The following is a 26,656-nucleotide window of genomic DNA, read 5'->3' as shown; positions in this document are numbered from 1 at the left end:
TTCGGAATAACATTCGATTACTAAAAATTTCCGGATGACCGCTACACGTCAAGTTTTGTATGTGGACCAAAAAGTAACGATCGAGGGACATAAAATCTGTTCAGGAAAATCTATGCGGTGGCGAGCGTGCATCATATAGGCAAAAATTATATTGCCCAAGAAGTGACAATGCCAATAAAATGCCAATCGGCTCACTTGACCGCTCCGATATTTCAAGGAAGTTATCATCAGGTTCGGCTATTTGCAGTGCCGCAGAAAGAATGCACCCGCCGACACAACAAGCCGGCATTGGCGCATGTCCTGTTGGCAAGCTTTTTCTAGCGCCTGATGCCGAGCAAATTATGCCGCCATAGGATTTTCCGGCAGCATTGAAGCCGATTAAAGCAGCCTGCGCCATCACGACTGATTGAACAGTAATCGCAAAAACCAGCACAAACCGCGAAAGATGAAGTTTTACCGACCGCATAAGCTGCTCCGGCTCTACCTGACCATTCTCCGTTTAATCCGGATTTAGAATGCAGTAAATGTCAATGTTGTCAAAGATCGCGTGATACCGGGTATATCAAGAATGTTGTCATTGATGAATTTACCGATATCCTTGCCCTCTTCGATATAGATCTTTGCCAGAAGCTCGAATTCGCCACTTGTGGAATAGAGTTCCGAAACGATCTCGCGCTCATAAAGTATATCGGCAACGTCGTAAGCTGTACCCGGTGCACATTGCAACTGGATGAATATTGGCTTCATGTTCATTCTCCTTTAGCCAAACAAACACATGAAACCGACAAGAAATCAACATACTTTCTTCGTTTGGAACTTGAAAACATGTTTATCACGCAAGCCTTGCCGACAACATGCAGGGGCACATTTTCCTTTGTGCAGACCGGCTGAAATATTTTTGTCCATGATTTTAACAGGGAAAAGCGCAATGATGTCAGCCGATTTATCAAATTCAGAGATTTTCTCTCATAAAACACGATAAATAATATTCAATATTATCAATTAAAAGTTTAAAAAATATCTTTACCCCTAAAATCCATTATATGTTTTTTAAATATTCTATCCTTTTAAATATATGTATTTAAATGAAAAATATTATAATTTTTGACTTTAAATTATACCAATAAAATTAAACTTTAAAACAATTGCACGCTTTCCTACAATCGTTTATCTTTTATTTTTCAACGCCGGAAAGGGATTTGCCATGATTCCACCCATTCCTGTGCAAACTTATGTTACTGTAGCAGCGGCTACAGAGCTTACAAACCGTCGTGCAAAGAATCTTGATGGTGATTCAAGTTCCGACACTCTTGCAGAAACATTCAATGCCGTAACGCCGAGCACCTCTTCGCAGGCCGAAAATGGCGCACGTCAGGTTGCCAATCGCTTCAAACCTTTGGATAACCGGAAAAGTGCCGAAGAAATCGAGGATGAAGAAGAAAAGCTCCTCTATTTGCTTTCCGAAAAATTCGGCCTTGAAAAACCGCATGGCTTGCCAATTCAGGAAGCAGCAGCCTATCTGAAAGAAATTCTATATTCTCCCCGAAATACTTATGATCTTCGGGTCGTTGAAAAAGACCTCGGATTTGACCTCATCGGTATTTCATTAAAGGATTTTCTTGACGCGATGATTGATAGCAATAGCGAAGCAGCCACACGTGTGAGCATTGCTTTGAAAAACTTTCTCGACGATCAGGAATTGCAGTTCAGACAAGCTGCCCTTGACGAGGATATAGCTACCAATCCGGAAGACGATCAGGACCCCGGAATTTACTCCCCATACGAGAAGTAATTCTCCAATACTTCACATCAATAGACAGCCCTTTAACAAACAGGATTTTGACTGGACTGTCAGAATGTCATGTTCAAACATGAATTTTATATTTATATAGTTTTGAACGATTGACCGAATGCATTCCATCGCAGTTCAAAAACACTGTCTCAAGCTTTTCTGAACCGGATACGCGCCGAACGTTCAATCGCTGCAACAGTCAAATCTTCAAGCTCGAAATGCTCGCGCAAAATTTGTAAGAACATGAGCTCTTCCTGCCTGACATCAAGATCGCTCGCCGCAACTTCAACAGCCAAGGCATAAGCTGTGTCACGCAATCTGGCGGAAAGAGCCGCACCGGCCATTTCAAGTATTCTTTCAAGTCCATCGTCAAGTCCGAGATAAGAACAACATTCGGCCGCCAAAGCATCAAGCCGCTCCTCGTCGAATCCACTAAATACCGGAAGACGCGCAACAATTTCGCTAATCAATTTCAGTTCATTGTCGCTCACCGCTGCGTCAGCAGCAGAAGTAGTGACCATAATGTATATTAATGCTTCTTGCGCAGTCAATATTTCCATAATCTTCCCCCTGATCGTATTCTTTCGAGGTTTTTTCCGGTTTTTTTCTTCCGATGATTGACGAAAAGCCGTTTGAGCCATAGAGCTTTCTTAAACGATTCAAATTCAGGATAAAACCCCATGTCAACAGACAATTTCATGGCAGAAAATCTTAATCAGGATGTCATTGATGCGGCAGCCCAATCCAGAGCATGGCCTTTCGAGGAGGCACGCAAAATTGTCAAACGTTACGAAAAAAAAGGCTACCCTGATACAGTGATGTTCGAGACCGGTTACGGGCCGTCCGGTTTGCCGCATATCGGTACCTTCGGTGAAGTTGCGCGCACGACAATGGTACGTCATGCTTTTCACGTTTTAACGGAAAACAAAGTCAAAACCAAATTGTTATGTTTTTCCGACGATATGGACGGATTGCGCAAAGTGCCGGAAAATGTCCCCAATCGTGCATTGATGGAGACCTATGTTGGTAAACCTTTAACGCAGGTTCCCGACCCGTTTACGAAAGATTATCCCTCTTTCGGCGCCGCCAATAATGCGCGGCTTCGCGCTTTTCTTGACCGTTTCGGCTTCAATTACGAATTTGCCAGCGCAACCGATTATTATACTTCGGGACGTTTTGATGAAACGCTCCTCAAAATGCTTGCCAATTACGATAAGATCATGGCTGTCATTATTCCCACATTGGGTGAAGAGCGGCGCGCGACCTATTCGCCATTCTTGCCGATCTCTCCTGTTTCGGGAAAAGTTTTGCAGGTCCCGATGATCGCCCATGACGCGAAAAAAGGCACGATCACCTATATCGAACCGGAGACCGGCGAAAAAATTGAAACCGAAATCACCGGTGGCAAGGTCAAATGCCAATGGAAAGCCGATTGGGCCATGCGCTGGACGGCTTTGGGCATCGATTATGAAATGGCCGGTAAAGATCTGATTGATTCTGTGGCTTTGTCTTCAAAAATTTGTCGTATTCTTGGCGGGACACCGCCGGAAGGCTTTAATTACGAACTATTTCTGGATGACAAAGGACAGAAGATTTCAAAATCGAAAGGCAATGGCCTGACAATCGACGAGTGGCTCACTTATGCGCCCACTGCAAGCCTTGGCCTTTACATGTACCAGAAGCCGAAAACTGCCAAGCGGCTTTATTTTGATGTGATCCCGAAGGCTGTTGACGAATATTACAGTTTTCTTTCTGCCTATCCGAAGCAAAGCTGGAAAGACCGGCTGAACAATCCTGTCTGGCATATGCATAACGGCAACCCGCCGGAAGTGGATTTACCCGTACCCTTTGCCATGTTGCTCAATCTGGTCAGTGCATCCAATGCCGAGAATGCCGATGTCTTATGGGGCTTTATTTCGCGTTACGCCAAGGGTGCTACACCGGAAAACCAGCCTGAACTTGACAGCCTCGTCGGTTTTGCCATCCGCTATTTCAATGATTTCGTCAAACCGACCAAAAAATTCCGTGCACCGGATGCTGTCGAACGCGAAACTTTGGAAAAAATTGACCAAACCCTTGCACACTTGCCAGCAGATGCCGATGCCCACACAATCCAGAATGCACTGCTCGACATTGGCCGCGTGACAGAGCGTTATCAGGACCACAACAAAAAAAGCCCTGACGGGGGGCCCGGTGTTTCTGTTTCATTTTTCCAAATGCTTTATGAAGTTCTGATTGGTCAGGAACGGGGACCGCGTTTCGGCTCTTTCATTGCTCTTTATGGCATTGATGAAACGCGAGCCTTGATTGCTGACGCGCTCGCCGGAAAACTTGTCAACGAATAGATGAACACGGCAATCATCTTGAAAGGGGGCTTTTCACCCCTTTCAAGATGATTTTGAAGCAATCCGGTACAATTCTTGAAGACAAGCTTTAAGCTTGCCGCCAATTTATTGAAAATTTTCAGATAGAGGACACAAATTCCTCACTCTTTTTTAAAAAAAGAGGTAAAAGAAGCCGAATTTTATTATCGACCGGCCGATTATCAAAACAAACAGGTCGTGCAGGTAACGAAGTAACAGGAGTGAGTTATGAACGAGGCACAAGAGGTCGCGCGGCGCCGCACATTTGCTATTATCGCGCACCCTGATGCCGGTAAGACAACCTTGACCGAAAAATTGTTATTGTTCGGTGGTGCTATCCAGCTTGCAGGTGAAGTCAAGGCCAAGAAAGACCGTATCCAGACCCGTTCCGACTGGATGAAAATCGAACGCGAGCGCGGCATTTCGGTTGTCACCTCGGTTATGACATTCGAATATGAAGATCATATATTCAATCTGCTTGATACACCGGGGCACGAAGACTTTGCCGATGATACCTACCGTACACTGACGGCTGTCGATAGCGCTGTCATGGTTCTTGACGGAGCGCGCGGTATTGAACCCAGAACATTGAAACTTTTTGAAGTCTGCCGCATGCGCGACATTCCGATTGTGACATTCGTTAACAAAATGGATCGGGAGGCACTGGATCCATTGGAGATATTGGACGAAATAGAAGACAAGCTTGCACTTGATACCGCACCGGTAACATGGCCAATCGGATCGGGCAAAAATTTTGCAGGAAGTTTTGACCTTCATAACAATCTTGTACGCCAGAAAGACGAAGAAAAAACTCCGCGCCCTGTCAGCGGGCCTGAAGAAGCAGCTCTATTGCTGCCCGAACATGATCGTGCGGCATTTGTTGAAGGCGTTGTTCTTGCGCGTGACGCATGTAAAAGATTTGACTTGAAATCGTTCCGTGAAGGCCAAATGACACCGGTCTATTTCGGTTCTGCTTTGAAGAATTATGGTGTGCGTGATCTTATCGACGCTCTTGTTGCCTATGGTCCAAGTCCGCGTGCACAAGTTGCCGATACTCGCATTGTCGAGGCGACAGAGCCGAAAATGACCGGTTTTGTTTTCAAAATACAAGCCAATATGGACCCTAATCACCGTGATCGCATTGCGTTTTTGCGCGTTTGTTCGGGAATTCTATCCCGCGGCATGAAAGCAAAACTCGTGCGTACCGGAAAACCCATGACTCTATCGGCACCGCAATTTTTCTTTGCCCGCTCCCGCCAGATTGCCGATGAAGCCTATGCCGGTGACGTTGTGGGAATCCCCAATCATGGAACGTTACGAATTGGCGATACGCTGACAGAAGGCGAAGACATTCTTTTCAAAGGCGTTCCGAATTTTGCTCCGGAAATTTTGCGCCGTGTCCGTCTCGGTGACCCGATGAAGGCAAAGAAGCTTAAAGAAGCTTTGCAACAAATGGCTGAAGAAGGTGTTGTGCAACTCTTTATGCCCGATGACGGTTCGCCGTCGATTGTCGGTGTTATCGGCGCTTTACAAATTGATGTTCTGACCGAGCGTCTCAAAGTGGAATATTCTCTTCCCGTCGGTTTTGAACCGGCACGCTTTACTGTATGCCGCTGGATTTCGGCTGATGACAAAGCCGATCTTAACAAATTCATAGCCACACATAGGGATGCTATTGCATCCGATCTTGATGGAGATCCGGTATTTCTCGCTGAAAATAATTTTTCGCTCAATTATGAAGCGGAACGAGCACCAAAAATCAAGTTTTATACAATCAAAGATTATCAGACACGAAACATCCAGACTGCATAAAAGGAATTTTCCGGCTGTTTTTCAATCCGGTACTCCGGATTGTTGTACCATGAGAGACATTATCATCCGGTGACATAAACAAGTTATATAACGCTCTTCTCCGGTTTCCGGCCTGTTCAAATATCAAAAACAGGCTAAAAACCGGATTCAATCGAGATAAGCACAGAATCGCTCTTGAATTCCGGCAATCGGTGTTAATTGCAATTGCGCATCTCTTTTATAAATTCTTCATAATTTATATCCAGAAAATCAAGAAGCGTCATAAGCCGTGAAACGGCAATGCGATCCGATCCTTTTTCATATTTTTGAATTTGCTGTGGTGTAATACCTGCAACAGCCGCCAGCTCCATTTGTGTTACGCCATTTTTTTTACGAAAATGACGCAGTATTCCACCAATCTTCTGGTCACTTCGTGTTTCATTCCGCTTCAATGTTTGAACGTCTTCAGAGGAAATGTTACCGCCATTTTCCATATGATTCATCATTAACCCATCCCAATAAAAATATACCTTTGATCGATTGTCGCGGTTCATCGCGAAAATATGCAAAGCCCATTTTCTATTGATATTTCATCGAAAACGCCGCCTTGAATAACCGCCCCCCCAAGATTGACCGTTACCGTCCTTTCTGGGTTAAACAGAAAAAGTCTGTCGTTTCCCTGGACAGATCTATCGTCATGGCAGAATAACGCCAATCTAGCAAGTAGGACATATTCTAAAATTGAGAAATATTACATTTTTTTTGCAATATGTATCAAATATGCTTGATCCAATCATGATGATTGCAACAATTCTAAAAAATCGGTACCGGATTTATATCACCTGTTTATCAAAGAAAAACTTACAAAACGGACTATACAGAGTTTTATATCAAGTTGAATTTCAATCAGGTCGGGAAACCGTTAAACCGGAATTTCAAGTGTTATTATTGATAGCTATTCCCGACAATTACACTTTGAAAAAACAGTTTTTCTCTACGTTTTGTCTCACTGGATAAATTCTATCGGCTATTTTCCGGAATTTTGAGTTTTCCGGAAAGTTTCCGATGATGCATCAGAAATTATGCACCGGACGCCGGATCGAAAATTGATAAACCGAACAAATAAAAACGACGCCATTCAAGAATAGCGTCGTTTAAAAATATAAAATATCGAAAAATTAGCGGATACCGTCTTTGATCCAGTCTGACAAACGGCTTTTGGGAGCAGCACCCACCATATTGGAGACGATTTCCCCATTATTGAACAATAATAATGTCGGTATGGAACGGACACCGAATTGCGTTGCAAGTTCGGGATTTTCGTCAATATTGATTTTTGCAACTTTGACCTTACCCTGTAACTCGGTAGCAATTTCTTCAAGCGAGGGCGCTATCATTTTACATGGACCGCACCATTCTGCCCAGAAGTCTACAACAACAGGTTCTGCCGACTTTAGCACGTCATTTTCAAAATTGCTTGTATCGACTTTTACAGTGCTCATTGATCTTTCCTTTGTGATTCCAATTTGTCTAAATTTGGCGTGCCAGACCGATTCCGTCAAGAGCAAGCTTTTTCAACCATTATTCTGCGGATAAATTACTTTTTTCTTTATTCATCAAGAAATCAAGTTTTTTGCCGTCGAGTTCAAAAACTTTCGGCCCGTCACTATAGATCAGCAATGTTCTGACGGTCTTATTCGGGTGAATGCTCATCAATAATGTTCGGTAAAGTGCCATTTGCAACATGTAACTGTCAGGAATTTGCTGCTCGCGTTTGGGCGCACGACCGGTTTTGAAATCGCCCAGAACAATTGTGTCTACGCCATCGTTCAGGCGGTCTATTTGGCCGGAAACGACGTATTTCTTGCCCCTTATTGTGACAGTTCCCATCAAAGTCACTTCGGCACGCGCTTCTTTGGTAAACAAAGGGCGCAGTGCTTCACTATCCATGACCTTGAAGGTCTGTTCAAAAGCATCCTTTCTTTGTTCCTCGCTCCATTCAGGTGCGGCTTTTTCAAGATAGGCACGGGCTAACCTTTGCCTGTCTTCCTCCTTTATTTGCGGCAAATACTGCAAAAGCCGGTGAATGATTGTCCCGCGTTCGATAGCAAATGAAGAATTTGCCGGTTTTTCTCCCAGAACCGGTGAAATCGTAACATTATTTTTTGCCGCTGGTGCATTCTCGTCAATATCGAGTGAAGCACCTGAAGGGGTGAGGGGCTTAGGCAAATCGGTTTCCGGCTCCATGCGGCTATGGAAATAGGAAGGAAGCGGAAAAGCGGGAACCGCTCTTTCTTCTTGAGCGGTTTTTGTTTCGACACTTGCGCGTTTGTCATCCACGCAATAACGCCACGCCTTGATGTCGGGTGAAGGGCCGGCAATTTCTTCAGAAACCGGTATCAACGCTTCGCTGACAAGTTCACTCCACGTGCCGCCAACAACATTCTTTCCCCTATAACCACAAATAATAAGGCGGTCTTCTGCCCGTGTCATACCAACATAAAGAAGACGCCTGTATTCTTCCTCGGCTTTTAATTTTAACGTATTGATATAATTGTCACCGAATGATGTTTTGAACTCCTTGGCGGGCTGCCACAAAAAGCTCTTCTTGCCATGACTGTCAATCTCGATGAATTTCGGTTCATGTTGTGCATTCCAGATACGCGAACCGGAATCGACCAGAAAGACAATGGCACTTTCAAGCCCCTTTGCCGCATGAACAGTCATAATACGGACTTCTTCACGGTTCTGGTCGAGTTCGCGTTTGATTTCCGGATCGGAAAGTTTGATTGTTTCCAGAAAAGCCTGCAACCCCGGCAAACCGGTTTTCTGGATAGATAAGGTATAATCCATGAACGCATCAAGGACATCGCTTGCTTCCGAACCCAATCGGGCAAGAATTTTTGCCCGCCCCTGATCTTCGCTCAATATATGACTATAAAATTCATAGACAGGCGTTTTATCGGCAAGGTTTCTATATTTTTTGAGTAAAGCCAGAACAGATGCAAATTCCGGCTTCTCTTCACTATGGGCTTCAAGGCTATTAAACAGGCTTCCTTCGCGGTTTATAGCAATCCGATAAAGATCATCTTCATCAAGTCCGAAAAGCGGACTTTTCAAAACAGATGCAAGAGAAAGGTCGTCCTGCGGTTGCAGAACAAATCGGGCAAGCGCCGTTAAATCACGCACCGCAATATGGCTTGCCAGACGCAAGCGGTCGGCACCGGCAACCGGAACATTGCGGTTTTTCAATGCGCGCGCCAAAGCCGGAACAAACTGGTCGCGTTTTCTCACCAGCACCATAATATCACTGGCTTTGACTTCTCTTCCCTGACCAGAAAGCATTTCATGATGATGAAGCCAATGGCTGATCGTCGTTGCTATCTCTTCGGCAAGGCGAACAGCCGGTGCGTGAAGCTGGTCGACAGGTTTGCGCCAATCTTCCGGTTCTTCCACATCTATTGGCGCAATATTGTCCCAGATCACCACTTCACCGGGGTCATTGCGACGAACCGGCTCATGCACGGTTTTGATATTTTCGGCTGAAAGACCTTTATAATTTTCCGGTTTTTCAAATACCCGATCAACACTTTTTAAAACATCGGCTGTCGAACGGAAGGAATAATTCAAACGTATGTGGCCGAAAGATTTGCCAACGGCTTCGGCTTTTCTTTCGATAATGCGACCATTCGTTGCGAAATCTTCCGGCACAGCCCCTTGGAAAGAATAGATCGACTGTTTTTCATCACCAACTGCAAAGACAGTGCGGTTAACCTCTCTTTGTCCTTCCCCGACAAAAAATTCCTGTGCAAGAAGCTGGATTATCTGCCACTGGGAAGGGCTTGTATCCTGTGCTTCGTCAACCAGAATATGGTCAATGCCCCGATCCAGTTTATATTGTACCCATTGGCCTGCACCATCGCGTTTTAACAGATTAAGCGCCCGCTCGATCAAATCATCAAAATCAAGCAAACCTTCTGCTTTCTTCAAACTTTCATAACGCGCCAAAAGCCGGTAACAGAGCTGAAAGGCAGCCAAATTGAGCGGTACCAGTCGTACACGTCGTAACTTGTCGAGATAGAGAACGAGCTTTTCCTGACGCATTAACAAATCGTCTTCGAGCCATGGCAAAGCTGCAAGAAGTTTTTTTGACGCCAGATTGCTTATTTTGCGCGGATTTCCACTGGTAAAATAGGCAAGTTCGATGAATTTTATGCTCTCGCTATTATCCGCATTTTCTACAAGCTCCAATTTTTCAACGAAATTCTGGCTGTAAGAGTGGCCAAGACTTTTGAATGCTTTAATAGTCTCCTCCGAATGAAGCGCCGTTTTACGGATTTCATCAGTGAGATTTTCTTCCGTATCATCCGGAGATATTTGTAACGCTTTTTCCAGAATATGCTTGCCATCCGGTCCACTCACACGAGCGAGAAACGGACTTAAAGCCTGCCGTTTTTCGATTGCTTCGTCTAACAGCGTAAAAAGTCCGCTTTCGCCCACAGTTTTCAAAACCAGCATCAAAGCGTCATGAAGAGAACCATTTTTTTGCAAATAAGCTTTTTCAAGCAGGTCACGACGCGCATTTTTTAAAAACTCGTCACGTTTGAGGTCGTCCATCATCTCGAAATGGCCGGCAATATTGGCTTCCAAAGGAAATTGGTGAAGGAGACCTTCACAAAAAGCATGGATAGTCTGGATTTTTAACCCGCCCGGTGTTTCAAGAGCGCGGGCAAAAAGTCTGCGCGCTTCATCAAGCCTTTTTGAATCGGGTTTTCTGCCCTCAAGCGCGACCAACACCTCTGTCAATTCGTCATCATCAAGCTCTGTCCAACCGGAAAGAGTCTGGAAAATGCGCGTTTGCATGACAGCAGCCGCCGCTTTGGTATAAGTGAGGCATAAAATCCTCGCCGGTTCGGTACCATTCAATAAAAGTCTGATAACCCGAAAAGTCAAAACATGGGTTTTGCCGGAACCGGCATTGGCAGACACCCACGCACTGCTTTGCGGATTTGAAGCAGCCGTCTGATTTTTAATGGCATCTTCTGGAATTTCACGTTTGGTCATTCTTCACCTGCCGTGTCAGAACCGGCCGACCATTCGAGAACCCGCGCCAAATGGTCATAATCACCTTCATAGGTGGTCAAAGGTGGCATTGCTCGCGACAAATAGCCATGGGCGGGATTTTGATAATATTCCACCAGTTCACCCAATCTTGCCCATGCTTCTTCGGAAAGTTCGATTGCGGTTTTTTTGGCAGATAAAGAGATGCGCTCTTCTTTTACTTCTCCGTGGGCATTCAAACGGATATAGGCAAGTTCGGACGGTTTGATATTTTTAAGCGGAACAAAAGCATTGCGCGACAAAAGAGCTGCTTCCAACGCCAATTGCGGTGCCATAAGTGTTGCCGCCTGTTTCACGGAAGGAGTCGAGCCTGTTTTGAAATCAAGAATTTCGGCAAAATGTCCATTCATCACATCAATGCGGTCGGCACGTCCTGAAAGGGTTGCACCCTCCGGCACAATATGAACCGGACGAGCCGAAATTTCGACACATCTCTCACGCGGAGAAAGTCCTTTTTCCCACGCGATAATTGATGGCGCAAGAATTTCAAAACGCGGCCACCAAATAGCTTCAACATCAAGTGGAAGCTGCATCCGGTCAAATTCGGCACGCGCAATTTCAAGAAATTTTTGCAGTGCATCCGGTTTTTCCGGATCAATTTTCAGCAATGAAAAGCCCGCAACAATTGCATGATAAAGCGTGCCACGCTCGGCAACTGACGGGTCGTGGATAAGGTCGTCAAGCGGCTTCAGGCGCAAAACCTTTTTGGCATAGATTGCATAAGGGTCGCGGCGTAATGTTTCGATTTCGGTAACAGAAAAATGTTTCGGACGTTGTTTCAATGGCGGGGTGGGGCATGGGCGCGCAATAAAATCGACATTTTTGCGACGATCGAGTTCCCGCGCCCAGTGGACAAAAACTCCGCCATGAGTGCGCATATCGGCGCTCGCTTTAGCGCCCACAACTGTTTCCAGTCTTTGTAACCAGCGCGACGGCACAGAAGGGGCATTATCCACTCTCAATGCTCTGCTCATAATGACTTTATCCATGCCCATAGCCATCTGGAAATCATGGGCAGCCAAACCGATCCGTCGCTCTGGAGGGTCAAGTGTCAATGTCATTTTCATCGGCCGCGACATGAACGGGTCATTGCGAGCTGTCGCCGGCCACGAGCCTTCATTCAAGCCACCAATGACCATTGTATCAACCGTTTGCAAACGCGATTCCAGTGCACCCCAGATAAAAAGACGGGGATGACCACCGGCAGAGGGGCTAACCGAGCGTGCAGCCATTAAAGCTTCAAGAATGGCCGGCCATTCGGAAATGTCGAACGTAAGGCCGGATTGATCGGCAACAAGATCACGCAGCAAAGATATAATGGCTTTTCCTGCCTCTCCTGCATAAAGCGCGTGAAACGAGCCTTGCTCGTTTGCCCCGAAATTTTCCAAAACTTCAGTCGTGGCACGGGCAACCTCGTTCACCGACAGCGGTTCGCTTTCTGCCATCAATGTCACCAATGGCTGAACGGCTTTCACCAGTGAAGACGCAAGTTTTCTTGCTTCCTCGATCATATCGGTATCAATATCATTCATCCCGTTTTCATCTGTTGTGAGAGCAAGAAGACGCTCTTCAACAAACTGCTCACAGGTTGCAATATTGATTCTTCCGGTTCCCCCCCTTAATGCAAAAAGCTCGAAACGTTCGGCAATTTTTCGTAAAACCCCCCGTTCATATCCAAGCGATGTCAATGGGTGTTTGAGAATAGACAGGAAAGCCACCGGATCGCCGGGTTGAAACAAAGTTTGTAAAATAAGCCGCAACAAAGTTGCCGGTAAAACTTCACTTAAAGGAACGCCACCGGAATCATTGGCTTCAATGCCAAAACGTTTGAGTTCGGCAACAACACGGCGGGCAAGATTTCTGTCCCCTGTCACAAGTGCGGCCGTTTTCTTTTTGTCTTCAATCGCCTGCCTTAGCGCAACCGCGACCGCCAAAGCCTCTTCACGTTCATTGGCAGCCTCGATCAAAGAGACATCGGCGAAAATTTCATCAAAACTATTGCGTTTCAATTGTGACCATGTGTCGGTGGTCACAGCCGGTCGCAATGCTTCGGATAAAATTGCCGCGCGTTTTTTCTTGTTTTCCGAAGGCGCCCCGATCTCGTCAACGACATTTCTCGTTAGTTTCATGCGGTCGAACAATTTTTTGAAGCTATATTGCGGATGGCCGAAAATGGAGGGGTCGTCACGGGTTTCATCAAGCGCCGCCCATTGGGCATCATCCATTGCAAGGTCAAGGCCGGGCAAGACAACAGCACCATTTTCCAATCCGCTTACCACTTTCAGCAAATCGGCAATGGCCGGAATCGAGCCATTGGAACCGGCCACAATAACGGGATCACGCGGTTTGTTACGCAAAAGCCTTTCAGTTTCCGCACGAATGGCCCGATTGCGCCATTCTGCCGGATTTATTTTCTGCCGCTCGGCAAGAATACCAGGCCAGGTTTTTGTTACAATTTCCAGAAAATCAAGTGTCACCTGCCACCATTCGGCGACCATATCGGGGGCGATATCTTCAAGTTTTGCCCAATCGGCGGACTCTGTCTCGACCTCGTCCATCAGACGGGCGAGATCTTCGGCAAGCCAGATCGCATCGGCGGTATTGGCCGGTATGATAATATCTTCACTACCGAAGAGCGAGCGCACATGGGCAGGCAAATTCTCCCGCCACGGACGGATGAGACGCGCCAATAACAAGAGCCGCTCGACATCGCCAATTTTCGGATTGAGCGACAAAGCTGCCGCTCCATTATCAAGGAAAAAAGCCGTATCTTCATCAACATCGCCCAAAGGGCGAATTGTCGGCAGGAAGCTTGAATGTGTCTTGCTCATTTCCACAAAGCAGGAGCGCAGCGTACGCGCGGCACGCCGTGTCGGAACATAGATAAGAGTATCTGCCAAAGCTTTCTGGATATTGCCGCCTTTGCCGAAATCTTTAATCAGGCGTCCCGAAAGAAGTGCATCAACAAAAGTTGGCAAAAACGGCGCACCGCTCGAAATCGAAAACAGCTTCGGCTTGTCTTTCACGCTATTTCCCCCCTTTGGCGCATCAGCTCCTCAACCTTGCTAATCATTGCAATTGTCCCGACAGTATACCAATTGCCATCCAATGGAAAACCGTAAAGGCGACCACGGGCAATGGCCTCGTCAAAATAGAGGTTGAGCGATTGTGGTTCGATTTTTGCAAATGCAAATATTTTCGGATTTACAATAAGTGCACCACCATAGATAACCGCTTCCGGTGCATTTGCGGGTGCACGAACAAGTTTTTGCCCTTCACCAATCAGGAAATCGCCTTTTTCAGGCCCTGCTGCCTGCGTGCGTTTGACTGTCATAAGCAGCATATCCATTCTATCAGGGTCAAAACGATTTGCCATTGCTTCAAGAGTTGGTGTGCCATGGTCGACCCAGAATGTATCGGCGTTAAGAACGAAAAACGGATTTTCTCCCAAAAGCGGCAAAGCTTTCACCACGCCTCCGGCCGAATCGAGAAGTTCCGCACGCTCATCCGAAATGGTTACATGCGGTTTTTTACGGCTTTCGACATGACTTTCGATGGAATCGGCAAGATAATGGACATTAACCACCGCTTCCTCGACACCGGCTTGTTCAAGGGCATCGAGAGCGCGGTTCAAAAGACTTCGACCGGCAATTTTTACCAGTGGTTTCGGTGTTTTGAAAGTCAATGGCCGCATGCGGGTGCCAAGCCCCGCAGCAAGCACCATAGCATGTGTTATTTTCATTTTTTCACTCTTCAACCAGTTTCGAGGCAATATAGAATTGACGCAATGATGAAAGAGCCGGATGTTCAAGATTGCGTTTCAAATAATCGCGGCAGTGCGGCAAATGTTTCAAATAAGCGGGCTTGCCATCACGCTTGTCAAGACGAACAAAAATACCGAGAATTTTGGAAACGCGTTGCGCACCGGCAATAGCATAGATGAGTTTGAACTGTTCTTCATCAAAGATACGAGCACCCTTTTTGCGTTCATCGCAATAAGCTTTGATGATACGCTCCTCAAGCGGGCGGCTAATAGCAACACGCGCATCTTGGGCGAGTGATACAACATCATAGGCTGTCGGGCCAATTTGCCCATCCTGAAAATCAATGAGGCCTATTTTTTTCAAACCCTGTTCATTCTCCCGCCAGATAATATTGGGCGAATGATAATCGCGCATGACAAAACTTTGTTCTGCCTTTTCAAAAATTTCAAAAAGCGGCTCCCATAGCCGATAGAATTCTTGCTTTAGAGACTTACTTACCTCTGTTCCGGTAAGGTACGGGAAATACCAATCAAGAAGAAGGGAAACTTCTGCCCGTAAAACACCCCGATCATAAACCGGTATATCAAGTGTCAGATCACCGAATTTTTGATGTTTGGGCCACTCTTTCTGGTGAAATAAAGAAAGCAATTTTCCCGATTCGATATAGCGGTTTTCAATTGGCTTCCTCTCTTCATCAAGCACGCCGTCCCGCCCAAGATCATCGGTAATGAGCAAGCCGTTTTCCAAATCTTGCGCTAGAATTTCTGGCGCTACAAAACCATTTTTCAAAATTAGCCGATCAATGCCGACAAACTGGCTGACCGATGTCGCAAGATGGGCAATTTTTCCATAAGACTGGCCATTTTGTTCGGGCATTTCCATTGCCGGTGCATTCATCAATATCTCATGACAGTCCTTGCCATAAATAATCTCGTAGGAACGCGCCGAAGCATCACCGGTAAAATAGCGACGTTTGAAATTTCCCCGTTGATTGGATTTCAAAAACGCTCTTATTTCCAGCGAACGTTCAAGCCTTTCGGCAGCACGGCCTTCCGCCTCAATCGTTATTTTTCGACCATTTCCCTGATGCTCAAGAAAAATGGCAAAATCTGCTTTTCCCAATTCTCCTACGGCTTTTTCCGGCCATTCGACAAGAACAACTCCGGCCTCTCGCGCCTCTTCAAAGCCAAGCTCGTCAATTTCTTCCGGTTCGTTAATGCGATAAAGATCGGCGTGGGTGAGGCTAAATTTTGGCAAATCATAAACTTGAACAAGTGTGAAGGTAGGACTTGGAACATCCATCTCTTCATTATCGGCAAGGGTGCGAACAATAGAACGGGAAAGCGATGTTTTCCCTGTTCCGAGATCCCCTTCAAGCGTAACAAGATTACCCTTCTCAAGAGCTAGTGCAAAATCCTCGCCAAAGCGTTCAGTTGCTTTTTCATTTTCAAGAAATAAACTGAAAATCATTCTGTTTCCTCTGATTGAAGCAACGTTGCGGGCGAACGACGTTTGGCTGGAAAACGGCAAAAAACGGTTGTTCCTTTTGCATTTCCGGTTTCTATCGCGACACTGCCACCATGAAGCTCGACAAAGCTTTTAACGATCGAAAGACCAAGACCCGCTCCGGCACGTGAACCATGATGGGCATGGGATGAAAACCGCTTGAAAACAGTATCAAGAATTTCTTCCGGAATTCCTGCTCCGTCATCGTGAACAGAAAAGACAATGTCATTTCCATCCTTTTTGGCAGAAAAGGTAATAACACTATTGTCGGGAGCAAAATTGGCGGCATTGCTCAATACATTGACAAAAATCTGGCGTAGCCTTGCCTGATCTGCCGGAATCGTCGTGAGGCCATCTTCAATTTTTTCTTCAATTTGTACCGGACGAGTACCAAGACGCTCTTTTGTGCGTTCTGTTGCAAAAGCCATTGAAGCGGCAATATCGACATCTTTAATATCAAGTTCCATAATGCCGGCATCAAGTTTAGCAAGGTCGAGAATATCATTGACGATATCAAGAAGCGCACCCGATTCGGAAGCGATATGTTCGAGATATTCTTGCTGGCGGGAGTTGAGCGGTCCGAATAACTGGTTCTGTAAAATATCCGAAAAGCCGATAATATTGGTAAGGGGGGTACGCAATTCATAAGACACATGACGAACAAATTCGCTGCGCAATGCGTCGGCACTGCGCAATGCATCATTCTTTTCTTGCAATGCACGGGTGATATTGACCGTATCTGTTACATTGACAAAGGTCATCATGGTCTGTGCATTTGGCAAGGGCACCAAAGCATAATCGAGAATAACGCCACTTGTTAAATCCATACGCCCCGAAATGGCATCCCGATTTTCACTAAAACCGGTGATAAATGCACCGAATGTATCCCATGCATTGCTCGTTGTCTTTTGCGCGCATTCGGCCTGAAGTTTTGAAATATGCGTTCCTTCAACGGTCAATTCGGCGGGTAAAGACCATAATTTGGCCAATGCCGGATTGGAAAGGCGCACACGCCCGTCCGGACCGAACAAGGCGACACCTTCGGAAAGATGGTCCAGCGTTTCGCCTTGCATTTCAATGAGGCTGTTATAACGCCTTTCAAGATCTATTTTTTCAGTAAGATTTTCAAAAAGCCATGTCACGCCACCTTGCGGATGAGGACTTGCCAAAACCCTGAGCGTGCGACCATCCGGCAAATTCCAGATTTGCTGGCTTGGCTCACCCGAACGATAGGCGGAAAAAAGCTCTTCCTTCCACCCCCTCCAATCGGGCTTTTCAGCAATAATGCCTTCTTCCCGCAAACGATCAAGAAGAAGAGTATGACTGGGTTCGCTTTCCAGAAAAACCGTATCCAACGGCCAGAGCGTTGCGAAAGCCTGATTGGCAAACTTCAATTTTTGGTCGGGACCAAAAATGGCAACGGCCGTTGAAATCTGGTCAAGCGTTTCGGAATGTCCGCGCGCCATGCGCTTCATTTCTTCCGACATTTCTTCCATGGCGCTAATATCATGAGCAAAGGTCGCTACACCATCATCGGACGTCACTTGTGTGACTTCTAGGAGCCTGCGATCGCCTTCGACAATGGCATAGGCGGGGCCTTTGAAAAGCGGTTTATTTTCAAGAAGTTTCTTACGTGTCGCCTCATTAAACAATGAAGCTTCCTCAGCTTTTTCGGGATCGTAACCGCTGGCCTTCTCAAATGCACGATTGGCATAAATAATTCTTTTATCGTTATTGACGAGCCAAACAGGTTCATCAAGTGCTTCAAGAAGAATATTACGCATTGCAAGCATCGTCTTCGTAAAAGCGGCATCCTTTTCAAGCTTGGCAAGCTGTTCCTGTTGGCCGGAAAGATCCTGAAAACGTAAAACCGCAGCAGTTCCTGCAATAAGACCGGTTGCTTCAACCAATGTTTTTTGTTTCGTTGTCAAATAAAGAGTAAACGGTTGTGCCTCCTGCCGCAAACGGGTCAAGGCATCATCTAAAGCGCGCAGTTCGTTTTCATCAAGCCATTGGCCGAACCTTAATATGTCCTGAGAATTTATCCCCGCTTTATCCAGTGCAACCATGTGGCCGATTATTTTCGGGGGGGCAACCGGCGTTTTCCAGATAACTGCACATTGTCCGCTATGTGTAAGCAAGAATTCATAATTATCAATTTCTTGCAAATAGTCGGTTTTGTCGTTTTTCTCGTCATTGGGCTTTTCAGAAGAAAGCCTGATAAAAATGCCGAGGCAGATAATGACTGCGGCAACAATAATTCCACCGAAAACAACCATTTGAAGGCTTGAACTGCCAAAATCGGAAAGTGCGTCGAAACCGGCAGCGTGACTTGCAACAGACGTTGCCGGAAAACAGAATAAAGCAGCCAAAGCCGGCGAAATCCCCGCTAATAATTTGCTCTTATATCCACCTTTTGCCTGCAAAGTTGATTTCTCGATCATATCTAGCCGAATCAGCCTTAACCATACATGTCTATGCTTTTCAGGTGAAGTATCTTCAAAAAAACAAAGGCCGGGCATTTTTGCCCGACCTTTAAAATCAATATAGATGAACGACGTTCTGCAATAGCTATTTTAGTAGCGATAACGATCAGGCTTGAACGGACCTTCAACCGAAACGCCGATATAGGCTGCCTGCTCTTCCGAGAGCGTTGTCAGTTTGACGCCAAGACGATCGAGATGCAAACGGGCAACTTTCTCATCAAGATGTTTCGGCAGAACATAGACCTGATTTTTATAATTCTCGCCACGTGTGAACAATTCGATCTGGGCCAATGTCTGGTTTGTGAAAGACGCCGACATAACAAAAGAAGGATGGCCTGTTGCATTGCCAAGATTAAGCAGACGCCCTTCCGAAAGAAGGATAATGCGTTTTCCATCCGGAAATGTAATCATGTCGACTTGCGGCTTGATATTTGTCCATTTCAGGTTTTTCAGTGACGCAACCTGAATTTCATTATCAAAATGCCCGATATTGCCGATAATGCACATATCCTTGACTGCGCGCATATGTTCAAGGCGAACAATGTCGCGGTTTCCTGTTGCCGTAATGATAATGTCGGCGGTCGGAGCGGCTTCTTCAAGTGTTACAACCTCATAGCCGTCCATAGCTGCCTGCAAGGCGCAAATCGGGTCAACTTCGGTGACTTTGACGCGTGCACCCGCACCCGAAAGGGAAGCCGCACAGCCTTTGCCAACATCGCCATAGCCGCAAACAATAGCCACTTTGCCAGCCATCATTACATCGGTACCACGGCGGATACCGTCAACCAGCGATTCTTTACAGCCATAACGGTTGTCGAATTTCGATTTTGTCACGCTGTCATTAACGTTGATTGCCGGGAACGGAAGGAGTCCTTGTTCCTGCAAATGGTAAAGACGATGAACACCTGTCGTTGTTTCTTCGGTCACACCTTTAATGGCATCACGTTGACGGGTGAAGAAACCGGGCGTTTCTTTCATGCGTTTCTTGATTTGGGCAAAGAAGATTTCCTCTTCTTCTGATTCCGGCTTTGAAAGCACATCCTCGCCATCTTCGGCGCGGGCGCCGGTCAGGATATAAGCTGTTGCATCGCCGCCATCATCAAGAATCATATTTGAAGGCTTGCCATCCGGCCATTGGAAAATAGCATCGGTATAGCTCCAATATTGTTCAAGTGTTTCGCCCTTGACCGCAAAAACAGGTGTACCACCTGCGGCAATTGCTGCGGCAGCATGATCCTGCGTTGAAAAAATATTGCATGAAGCCCAGCGCAAATCTGCACCGATCATTTTTAAAGTTTCAATAAGAACGGCTGTCTGGATTGTCATGTGCAGCGAACCGGAAATGCGGGCGCCACGCAACGGTTGAGAGGAGCCGAATTCCTCGCGGCAGGCCATTAGACCCGGCATTTCAGTTTCGGCAATATCGAGTTCTCTGCGACCATAGTCGGCAAGGCCGATATCCTTGATAATATATTCTTTGGCAGCCATTATGCACTCCTTGAAGATTTTTAGCTTCGGGTGATTTAGCAGATGTCGAAACGCAGCGCAACCGCGATATAAAGATTGCTTTATATCACTAGTCAAAAATACCCATACGTTTTATAATTCATTCAAAGTGCTTTAAATATATTACATGTTTATCAAATAAAAATAATATTAATTCGTTATTTTCAGTAAATTATAATAACACTTATATCATTAATATATATTATCTATGATGTTTATTTACATATCGAATTTATGAAACAGGATATTTAATTAACGATCATGTTTTTTATAAACGAGTTATCAAATTGAATAGCGATAAAAATCAGGATACATAATAAAATTGAATAAACCGATGAAATACTCGAAATTTTATCGTTCCGATTTTACTTTTTCTTAAAAAACAGGTTTTCGCCCTTCATCGGAAGTTCATCAAAGCGACCTTTCAATGCTTTACGCACCACCGCTTCCGAATTCGGTTTGAAGCGATCATGTGTTTCAATAATAACGAGACCAACTTTATCAATCCAGTCTTCATAATTTTTCTCGAAAAGCTCGTATTCAGCGCCTTCTATATCGACTTTCAATATATCAATAAAATCCATATCATATTGTTTCATGATGGTAGGAATACTGATTGCCTTAACAGAAAGCGCGGAATTGTCCTTTGAAGCCTCGGTGCGATACCCCCAGGCTCCCAGAGACGCGTGATCGTCATCTTCTTCAACCAATGAAACTTCGCCATCTGTGGGCCAGATTGCAGCTTGCAAAAGAGAAACAGATTTGGAAAACTTTTCGAGATTTTTCTCCATAATCGAAAAGTTGACAGCATCGGGTTCAACCGCAACGATGCGCGCATCCGGAAATTTCTTTATGAAAAAAAACACGGAGAGGCCAATATTGGCTCCCAAATCGATAATCGTTTTTGCAGTCTCGGGAAGATTTAAACTGTCATATTCGTTATCCACGAATATCTGCTTGAACACACGAATATCCGAATCGTCGATTCGAAGCGATAAATCGGCTCCTTCAAACTCCATATTTAATACAATATGGCGGGCACGTTCATCTTTAATAAGGTTTTTTATAATCTCCACTCTGTCATCATTGATGACATATTCTTTTTTATTTACATCATTATCAAGAGACGATATTTTATTGAATATTTTATCAAGTTTTTGATTTATATCAGTTTCAGCATAATCTATTTCACCAGCTACGCCCGTTAATTTTTTGCTCAGAACACCATTATTTTCCAAAATCGAAACAATAATATCATCAGCTTTTTTTCTGTCAGTTTTACTTTCAGTTTGAATTTGATTTATTACTTCCTGTTCCAATTTTCTATCCAACGATTTTATCCTGGATAATATTTGGTTTATTTTTAAATAGCGCCGTAATCCCATAAGATGTCCTTGAATCAAAAGCTTTAAAATAGATAAGAAACGAATAAATTTACGTTATAGATTTTTACAGCAAAAAACGCAAATTGGATATTCTCGAAAATTTGGTCGCTTCCCAGAACGGAGCCCGATTAATTAATTTAATATTATTAAATATATATAAAACGATTTATGGTAATTTTATATTTTGTGTTATAAATTTTTTAACTTTTTATATATTGTAACATATTAATAATAACTTATTTAATAACAATATTAAACTATTACTAATAATAATATGATTGTTAAATTAAATATAAAAATTTATATTTTCTATAAATGCAAAATAAAGATTTATATAAAAAATATATTTACACATGGCAGAAATGTTCGATCGAATGTTACATTGATGACTCATGTCACATTGATAGAAGGTGTACTCTGGCGTTTCATATATTCGTGGTTTTACGTAAGAAATAGGAACGGAGCAAAGTGTCCCTCTCCCTTTATCAAGATACATAAATTTTTCATAATAACGTTTCTGCAACTATAACGCGCTACCCGCTTCACGACGGGCAATGACAGCACCTGTGACATTTCCGATTTCCGGAAATTTTTTCAGAGCTTAAAGCGGAATATTGATATCCGTTTTGTCAGTGAATACAAAATCATCGTCGCACAAAAGTGCGAATTTGGTTTTTACGGCCTTTATACACTCATTGCGTGCATAGACGACACCACAATCAAAAAGCAATCGAAGACATTGGACTTTATTTTTTCGTAAAAAGACGCCAGTTTTTTTGACCTCGACTTTGATCCCCAATAATAATTTTAATATATTTTTAACCTTTTTTAATCGGATTAATAAAATACACGACAAAAACTGATAGTTATATTTTAAAATAAATAATTAAAAATATCTATAACATCAAAAATACTTAAAATTTGCATAATTTCTTTTCCATACATCGCTATTCAATTCGTCTTTGTCTGGTTATAGAAATTTGTGTCGACAGATTATTTACCATTTTATATTTGATAAAACGAAAAATTCACTAGTATTTTTGACGATTGCCGATTCGATATAAATTTTATATTATTGTATATTGGTAAGCAATCAACTGGTGATTGGACATGAGATGGATAATTTTGGTTTCATAACAAAATACTACTTAGGGTTGCAGACTTAATCGTAATTGTTTAGAAGTATTTCACGATAACTGATGTTAATGATTCGTAAGCGTTTCGGCACGGCGATGGGAATAAACCAATAATATATAGCATGACAGATGATGGACTCTAATTTTTGCTACATTTACGCCAATATGTTTACATATGATGTTTATTCGAGATAACAGCTCTGATAACGCATATCTTCTTGCGCGGCACTTAAGGAATTAATAAGAAAAATGGTAAAAGTTTCTGTCATAGTACCGGTTTTCAACGTTGAAAATTTCATTGAAAAAACACTTGCGTCAATTTGTAATCAGACTTTTTCCGATTTGGAAATTATCTTAATTGATGACGGAAGTAAGGATCGGTCTGGTGAAATTTGTGACCGATATGCTAAAAAAGATTCACGCATCCGCGTTTTTCATCAAAAAAATCAAGGCATAACAAAAACCAGAAATACCGGCATTAGACTGGCAACGGGAGATTATCTCTGTTTTGTGGATTCTGATGATTGGATTTCTGAAAAATTTATAGACGTCCTTGTTGCTGCAAGCGACAGAAACAACGCCGATATTGCTTTTACCAATCATTCAATTGTCCATCATGACAAGTGTTCCTATAGAGAAGACTATCACCAATCTCTTTACACTGAACCTGTTGAAAAAAACGAACTGTTATGCCAGATATTTTTTCCCGCAGTTCATGGGAAAATCTACAGACGTTCTTCGTTGATGAACCGTGAAATCTCATTTCTTGAGCAGAAAGGTTATAACGGATTTGCCGAAGACATTCTTTTCAATTTCGAGGCGCTAAACGGAGCCGAAAAGTTGGTTTTTGTTCCCGATGAATATTATTTTTACAATCGCGATAATCCGAATTCGGTTTGTGCTCTTCCTGCCAAACAGAAAGCCAACAATGATGACCGGATGACCGTATTGGCAAAAATTTTTGCGATCGCATCCAAACTGCCTTATCGCCTTGATATATCCCCGACATTGAAAAAAATTGCCGAACAACATATTAGATGGGGAAAAGAAGATATGGCTCGCAAATTTATAAAATCGCCATTTGTTGGCTTGAACGAATCCGAGAAAAACTATCTTTTGGAAATAGCTGCTGACATATCGGGTCAAAAAACCAACTTCGCCAAACGTATAATCAATTTTTTCCGTCGATAAGTAAGGTTCATGATGAAAAAAACATCACAATTGCCCAAGCGTCTTTTTTACGTCTGGTTTGGTGATGATATGCCGGCCGATGTCCATGCCTGTATCCAGACCTGGAAACTTGCCATGCCCGATTATGAGATCATCAAAATCGGTGAAGAAAAATCCGAGTGGTTTGATTTTAAAGCAACACTTGAACAATGCCAATGGTTGAAAGCCGTATATGACCGCAAATTATGGGCCTATGTCTCGGATTATGTGCGTCTCAAAGTTTTGCATGATTATGGTGGCATTTATCTTGACACCGATGTCACTGCGTCAAAAAGTTTCGATCCCCTGTTATCTGCGTCCCTTTTTGTGGGGTTTCAATCTCCTACAGAAGTAAATGGTGCCATTATAGGAGGTGTGAAACACCACCCTTTTCTAAAATCTATGCTTGATTATTACGAAAAGAACGAGATCTTCAAGGGACCGCGGCATCTGTTACCAGAGATAATGACATATATCCTGAAGAGGGATTATAACTTTGCTCCATTCGATAGTCGTCGCGTTTCCAAAATAACCCGATTATTGGATATAATCATATACCCGGAAGAAACATTTTACCCGTTCCGCTACGGCGAAAAATTCAGCGACAATTGCCTTACAAAAAATAATTTCAGTATTCATTGGTGGAAAGCGAGTTGGCGTAATGAAGAAGATATGGAATGGCTGAAAACCGGGCGCCTGACTTATTTGGAGAAGCTGAAGCAGGGAAATCTTCCTCCACAAGAAAACATTCCCCAACAAGTGACATCATCCTGTCCCAAATGGTTATATCGCGTTAAAAGGAAAAGTTTTGGTGTGAAATATTATATCTTCGGCTTGCCTCTTATTGTCGTGAGAAAACCACGCCACAGAGAATATGTTTATCTTTTTAATACAATTCCTCTTTACGGCAAATAAGAATGGCTCCAGCTATATCAGTTATTATACCGGTTTATAACGTTGCTCCATGGTTGCGTGAATGCCTTGACAGCGTTGTCTCACAGTCCTTCACAGACTTGGAAATTATTATTGTTGACGACGGCAGTACTGATGAAAGTCCTCAGATCATTGCCGAATATGCATCCCGCGATAAAAGAATTACCGCTATCCGGAAGCAAAATGGTGGTTTGGGTGCGGCAAGAAACACAGCAATCCCGTTAGCAACAGGTGATTACATTGCTTTTCTTGACTCGGACGACAAAATTCGTCGGGATGCATATGAAAAGCTGTATGAACCGGCAAAAAAATACGATTGCGATATTGTATATTGTCAAACAGCCTATCTTGATGACCAAACCGGCAATATCACCGAGGAAGACAACCAGACCGCACTTCCATTGTTCAAAAAGTTCAGAGGAACACATCATTCCTTTTCTCTTGAGGATATCGAGCCTGAAAAAATCTTTTCCTATGATTCATTTGTTGTCGCATGGAACAAGATCACCAAACGCTCACTCATCGAAAAAATAAACGCACGTTTTCCTGAAGGTCTTATTTTCGAGGATATGCCGTTTTATTTCAACACGCTATTGAACGCGAAAACGCTTTCTGTGGTCTGGGAACGATTGATATATTATCGTATCAACCGGAAAAATTCGATTATGAATGCCAGCAACAGACAAGGTGAGATTGTCGAGATTTTGCAGACAATTGCGCGTGAATTGCAAGCGACAAAATCCCGCACAGGATATGATTACAAAAACGCATTGAGCCCCTTTGCCTATCAGGAACTCTGTTACAAATTCAAACAGATCGACAGGAATAAACTTGGAAAACAGATTCTCGATCAAATCTTGACGGTTGACGACAGAAAACGCTTTGAACAGGAAATGCTTCGTAAAACATCATTTGTTTCAAAATTGATGTCGAAACTGTCAAGGCACAAAAAGTAGGAACTTGCCACTCAAGGCCGACATTCGCGCGTCGATCTTGTTTATAAACCGCAATGCCGTTCCGGTTTCAGATTCAGATTCAGTTTCGGTTTCTGTTCCGGTTCCGGTTCCGGTTCCGATAAATTATAAAATTTCTTCATTCAAAAGAGGAAGGCTGTCGGTCGAGCTGCCAATGCTCTTCAACAATATAAGGCCCGCCGCCAATTGACTCATGTGAAGACATCATCACAAAGCGGTTAACCGGAAAATACCCCGTTTCAAAATGGCCATGTGAAGAAAGATAGGGCAATAAATCATCAAGCTTCACCTGTTTGAGGCGAGCAACTGTCACGTGAGGAATATATTTTCCTTTATCCGATTTGAGCCCAAGTCTTTTGGCAATACGATCAATGTCGCTTTGTAAAAGCAAGAGTTCCTCACATGGTTCTACACTTGCATAAATCGAATGCGGTGTTTTTGAACCGAAAACATCAATGCCTTTGAGGCGAAGGCTGAATGGCTTTCTTTTAATATGATCGAGTTTTTCTAAAAGTTCATCAGCCATCTGATTGCTCATGTCACCAAAGAAGCGCAGGGTGATATGATAATCCTCGACTTCGATGAAACGCGCACCAGGTAAACCGCCTCGCAACAGTGACAAGGACAATGCGGCATCATGCGGCACTTCCAATGCGGCAAAAAGTCGGGGCATTATGATTCCTTACGCGT

At 43.9% G+C, this 26,656-nt stretch carries 19 protein-coding genes; 6 read left to right on the top strand and 13 right to left on the bottom strand.

The annotated features are described in order from the left end of the window. Window positions 1–100: 100 nt before the first annotated feature. Both GQS64_RS02060 and GQS64_RS02055 read right to left on the bottom strand, forming a co-directional pair. The gene (locus GQS64_RS02060; protein WP_198230468.1) at window positions 101–466 is read right to left on the bottom strand and encodes a hypothetical protein; all 366 of its coding nucleotides are present in this window, start codon (window positions 464–466) and stop codon (window positions 101–103) included. 44 nt (window positions 467–510) lie between these two features. Beyond that, on the bottom strand, window positions 511–747 hold the full coding sequence (locus tag GQS64_RS02055) for an Lrp/AsnC ligand binding domain-containing protein (protein ID WP_075869935.1): 237 nt from the start codon (window positions 745–747) through the stop codon (window positions 511–513). A gap of 457 nt (window positions 748–1,204) precedes the next feature. Here GQS64_RS02055 and GQS64_RS02050 point away from each other — a divergent pair, with 457 nt between their 5' ends. Then, on the top strand, window positions 1,205–1,792 hold the full coding sequence (locus GQS64_RS02050) for a hypothetical protein (protein WP_198230467.1): 588 nt from the start codon (window positions 1,205–1,207) through the stop codon (window positions 1,790–1,792). 149 nt (window positions 1,793–1,941) lie between these two features. Here the strand turns inward: GQS64_RS02050 and GQS64_RS02045 are convergent, their stop codons facing one another. Further along, window positions 1,942–2,352 carry a tellurite resistance TerB family protein gene (locus GQS64_RS02045; RefSeq protein WP_246798482.1) on the bottom strand — a complete coding sequence of 137 codons (411 nt, stop codon included), beginning with the start codon at window positions 2,350–2,352 and terminating at the stop codon, window positions 1,942–1,944. Window positions 2,353–2,472: 120 nt separating this feature from the next. Here GQS64_RS02045 and GQS64_RS02040 point away from each other — a divergent pair, with 120 nt between their 5' ends. Together GQS64_RS02040 and GQS64_RS02035 are read left to right on the top strand one after the other, a co-directional pair. Further along, on the top strand, window positions 2,473–4,137 hold the full coding sequence (locus GQS64_RS02040) for a lysine--tRNA ligase (protein ID WP_198230465.1): 1,665 nt from the start codon (window positions 2,473–2,475) through the stop codon (window positions 4,135–4,137). A gap of 246 nt (window positions 4,138–4,383) precedes the next feature. Then, a complete protein-coding gene (locus GQS64_RS02035; RefSeq protein ID WP_198230464.1) occupies window positions 4,384–5,967 on the top strand; it encodes a peptide chain release factor 3 in 1,584 nt (527 codons plus the stop codon). A 194-nt stretch (window positions 5,968–6,161) separates the two neighbouring features. Here the strand turns inward: GQS64_RS02035 and GQS64_RS02030 are convergent, their stop codons facing one another. The 9 genes from GQS64_RS02030 to GQS64_RS01990 all read right to left on the bottom strand — a co-directional run bounded on the left by GQS64_RS02030 (window position 6,162) and on the right by GQS64_RS01990 (window position 21,660). Continuing rightward, complete coding sequence (locus GQS64_RS02030) at window positions 6,162–6,452, bottom strand: helix-turn-helix domain-containing protein (protein ID WP_188318057.1); 291 nt, start codon at window positions 6,450–6,452, stop codon at window positions 6,162–6,164. A gap of 672 nt (window positions 6,453–7,124) precedes the next feature. Beyond that, window positions 7,125–7,448, bottom strand: coding sequence for a thioredoxin (gene trxA / locus GQS64_RS02025; RefSeq protein WP_077990394.1), 324 nt, complete (start codon window positions 7,446–7,448; stop codon window positions 7,125–7,127). 79 nt (window positions 7,449–7,527) lie between these two features. Beyond that, window positions 7,528–11,010 carry a double-strand break repair helicase AddA gene (gene addA, locus GQS64_RS02020; RefSeq protein WP_198230463.1) on the bottom strand — a complete coding sequence of 1,161 codons (3,483 nt, stop codon included), beginning with the start codon at window positions 11,008–11,010 and terminating at the stop codon, window positions 7,528–7,530. Beyond that, window positions 11,007–14,093 carry a double-strand break repair protein AddB gene (gene addB, locus GQS64_RS02015; RefSeq protein WP_198230462.1) on the bottom strand — a complete coding sequence of 1,029 codons (3,087 nt, stop codon included), beginning with the start codon at window positions 14,091–14,093 and terminating at the stop codon, window positions 11,007–11,009. The genes addA and addB overlap by 4 nt, the downstream gene beginning before the upstream one ends. Beyond that, complete coding sequence (locus GQS64_RS02010; protein WP_198230461.1) at window positions 14,090–14,809, bottom strand: nucleotidyltransferase family protein; 720 nt, start codon at window positions 14,807–14,809, stop codon at window positions 14,090–14,092. Before GQS64_RS02010 ends, addB begins: the two co-directional genes overlap by 4 nt. Before the next feature lie 4 nt (window positions 14,810–14,813). Next, window positions 14,814–16,301, bottom strand: a complete 1,488-nt coding sequence (gene tsaE / locus GQS64_RS02005; protein ID WP_198230460.1) for a tRNA (adenosine(37)-N6)-threonylcarbamoyltransferase complex ATPase subunit type 1 TsaE — start codon at window positions 16,299–16,301, stop codon at window positions 14,814–14,816. Beyond that, window positions 16,298–18,781: an ATP-binding protein gene (locus tag GQS64_RS02000; protein ID WP_198230459.1), complete on the bottom strand. Its 2,484-nt coding sequence runs from the start codon at window positions 18,779–18,781 to the stop codon at window positions 16,298–16,300. The genes tsaE and GQS64_RS02000 overlap by 4 nt, the downstream gene beginning before the upstream one ends. A gap of 132 nt (window positions 18,782–18,913) precedes the next feature. Continuing rightward, a complete protein-coding gene (ahcY, locus tag GQS64_RS01995) occupies window positions 18,914–20,311 on the bottom strand; it encodes an adenosylhomocysteinase (RefSeq protein ID WP_210327962.1) in 1,398 nt (465 codons plus the stop codon). A gap of 383 nt (window positions 20,312–20,694) precedes the next feature. Continuing rightward, window positions 20,695–21,660: an FkbM family methyltransferase gene (locus GQS64_RS01990; protein ID WP_188318056.1), complete on the bottom strand. Its 966-nt coding sequence runs from the start codon at window positions 21,658–21,660 to the stop codon at window positions 20,695–20,697. A gap of 1,439 nt (window positions 21,661–23,099) precedes the next feature. Between GQS64_RS01990 and GQS64_RS01985 the strand changes: the two genes are divergently transcribed. Genes GQS64_RS01985 through GQS64_RS01975 form a run of 3 tightly spaced genes read left to right on the top strand, consistent with a single transcriptional unit; the run spans window position 23,100 to window position 25,948 of the window. Beyond that, window positions 23,100–24,041 (top strand): glycosyltransferase family 2 protein, encoded by a 942-nt coding sequence (locus tag GQS64_RS01985; protein ID WP_077990379.1) that lies wholly within the window; start codon window positions 23,100–23,102, stop codon window positions 24,039–24,041. A 9-nt stretch (window positions 24,042–24,050) separates the two neighbouring features. After that, window positions 24,051–24,974: a glycosyltransferase gene (locus GQS64_RS01980; RefSeq protein WP_077990377.1), complete on the top strand. Its 924-nt coding sequence runs from the start codon at window positions 24,051–24,053 to the stop codon at window positions 24,972–24,974. 2 nt (window positions 24,975–24,976) lie between these two features. Beyond that, window positions 24,977–25,948: a glycosyltransferase gene (locus tag GQS64_RS01975; RefSeq protein WP_077990375.1), complete on the top strand. Its 972-nt coding sequence runs from the start codon at window positions 24,977–24,979 to the stop codon at window positions 25,946–25,948. A 136-nt stretch (window positions 25,949–26,084) separates the two neighbouring features. Here GQS64_RS01975 and thpR read toward each other — a convergent pair whose 3' ends face one another. Beyond that, window positions 26,085–26,639 carry an RNA 2',3'-cyclic phosphodiesterase gene (gene thpR / locus GQS64_RS01970; RefSeq protein WP_077990373.1) on the bottom strand — a complete coding sequence of 185 codons (555 nt, stop codon included), beginning with the start codon at window positions 26,637–26,639 and terminating at the stop codon, window positions 26,085–26,087. Between the last annotated feature and the right edge of the window lie 17 nt (window positions 26,640–26,656).

Source organism: Bartonella sp. P0282 (assembly GCF_048452985.1).
GTDB lineage: Bacteria > Pseudomonadota > Alphaproteobacteria > Rhizobiales > Rhizobiaceae > Bartonella > Bartonella choladocola.
The sequence above is the reverse complement of the archived record's forward strand: the minus strand, read 5'-3'. Positions and strand labels throughout refer to the sequence as shown.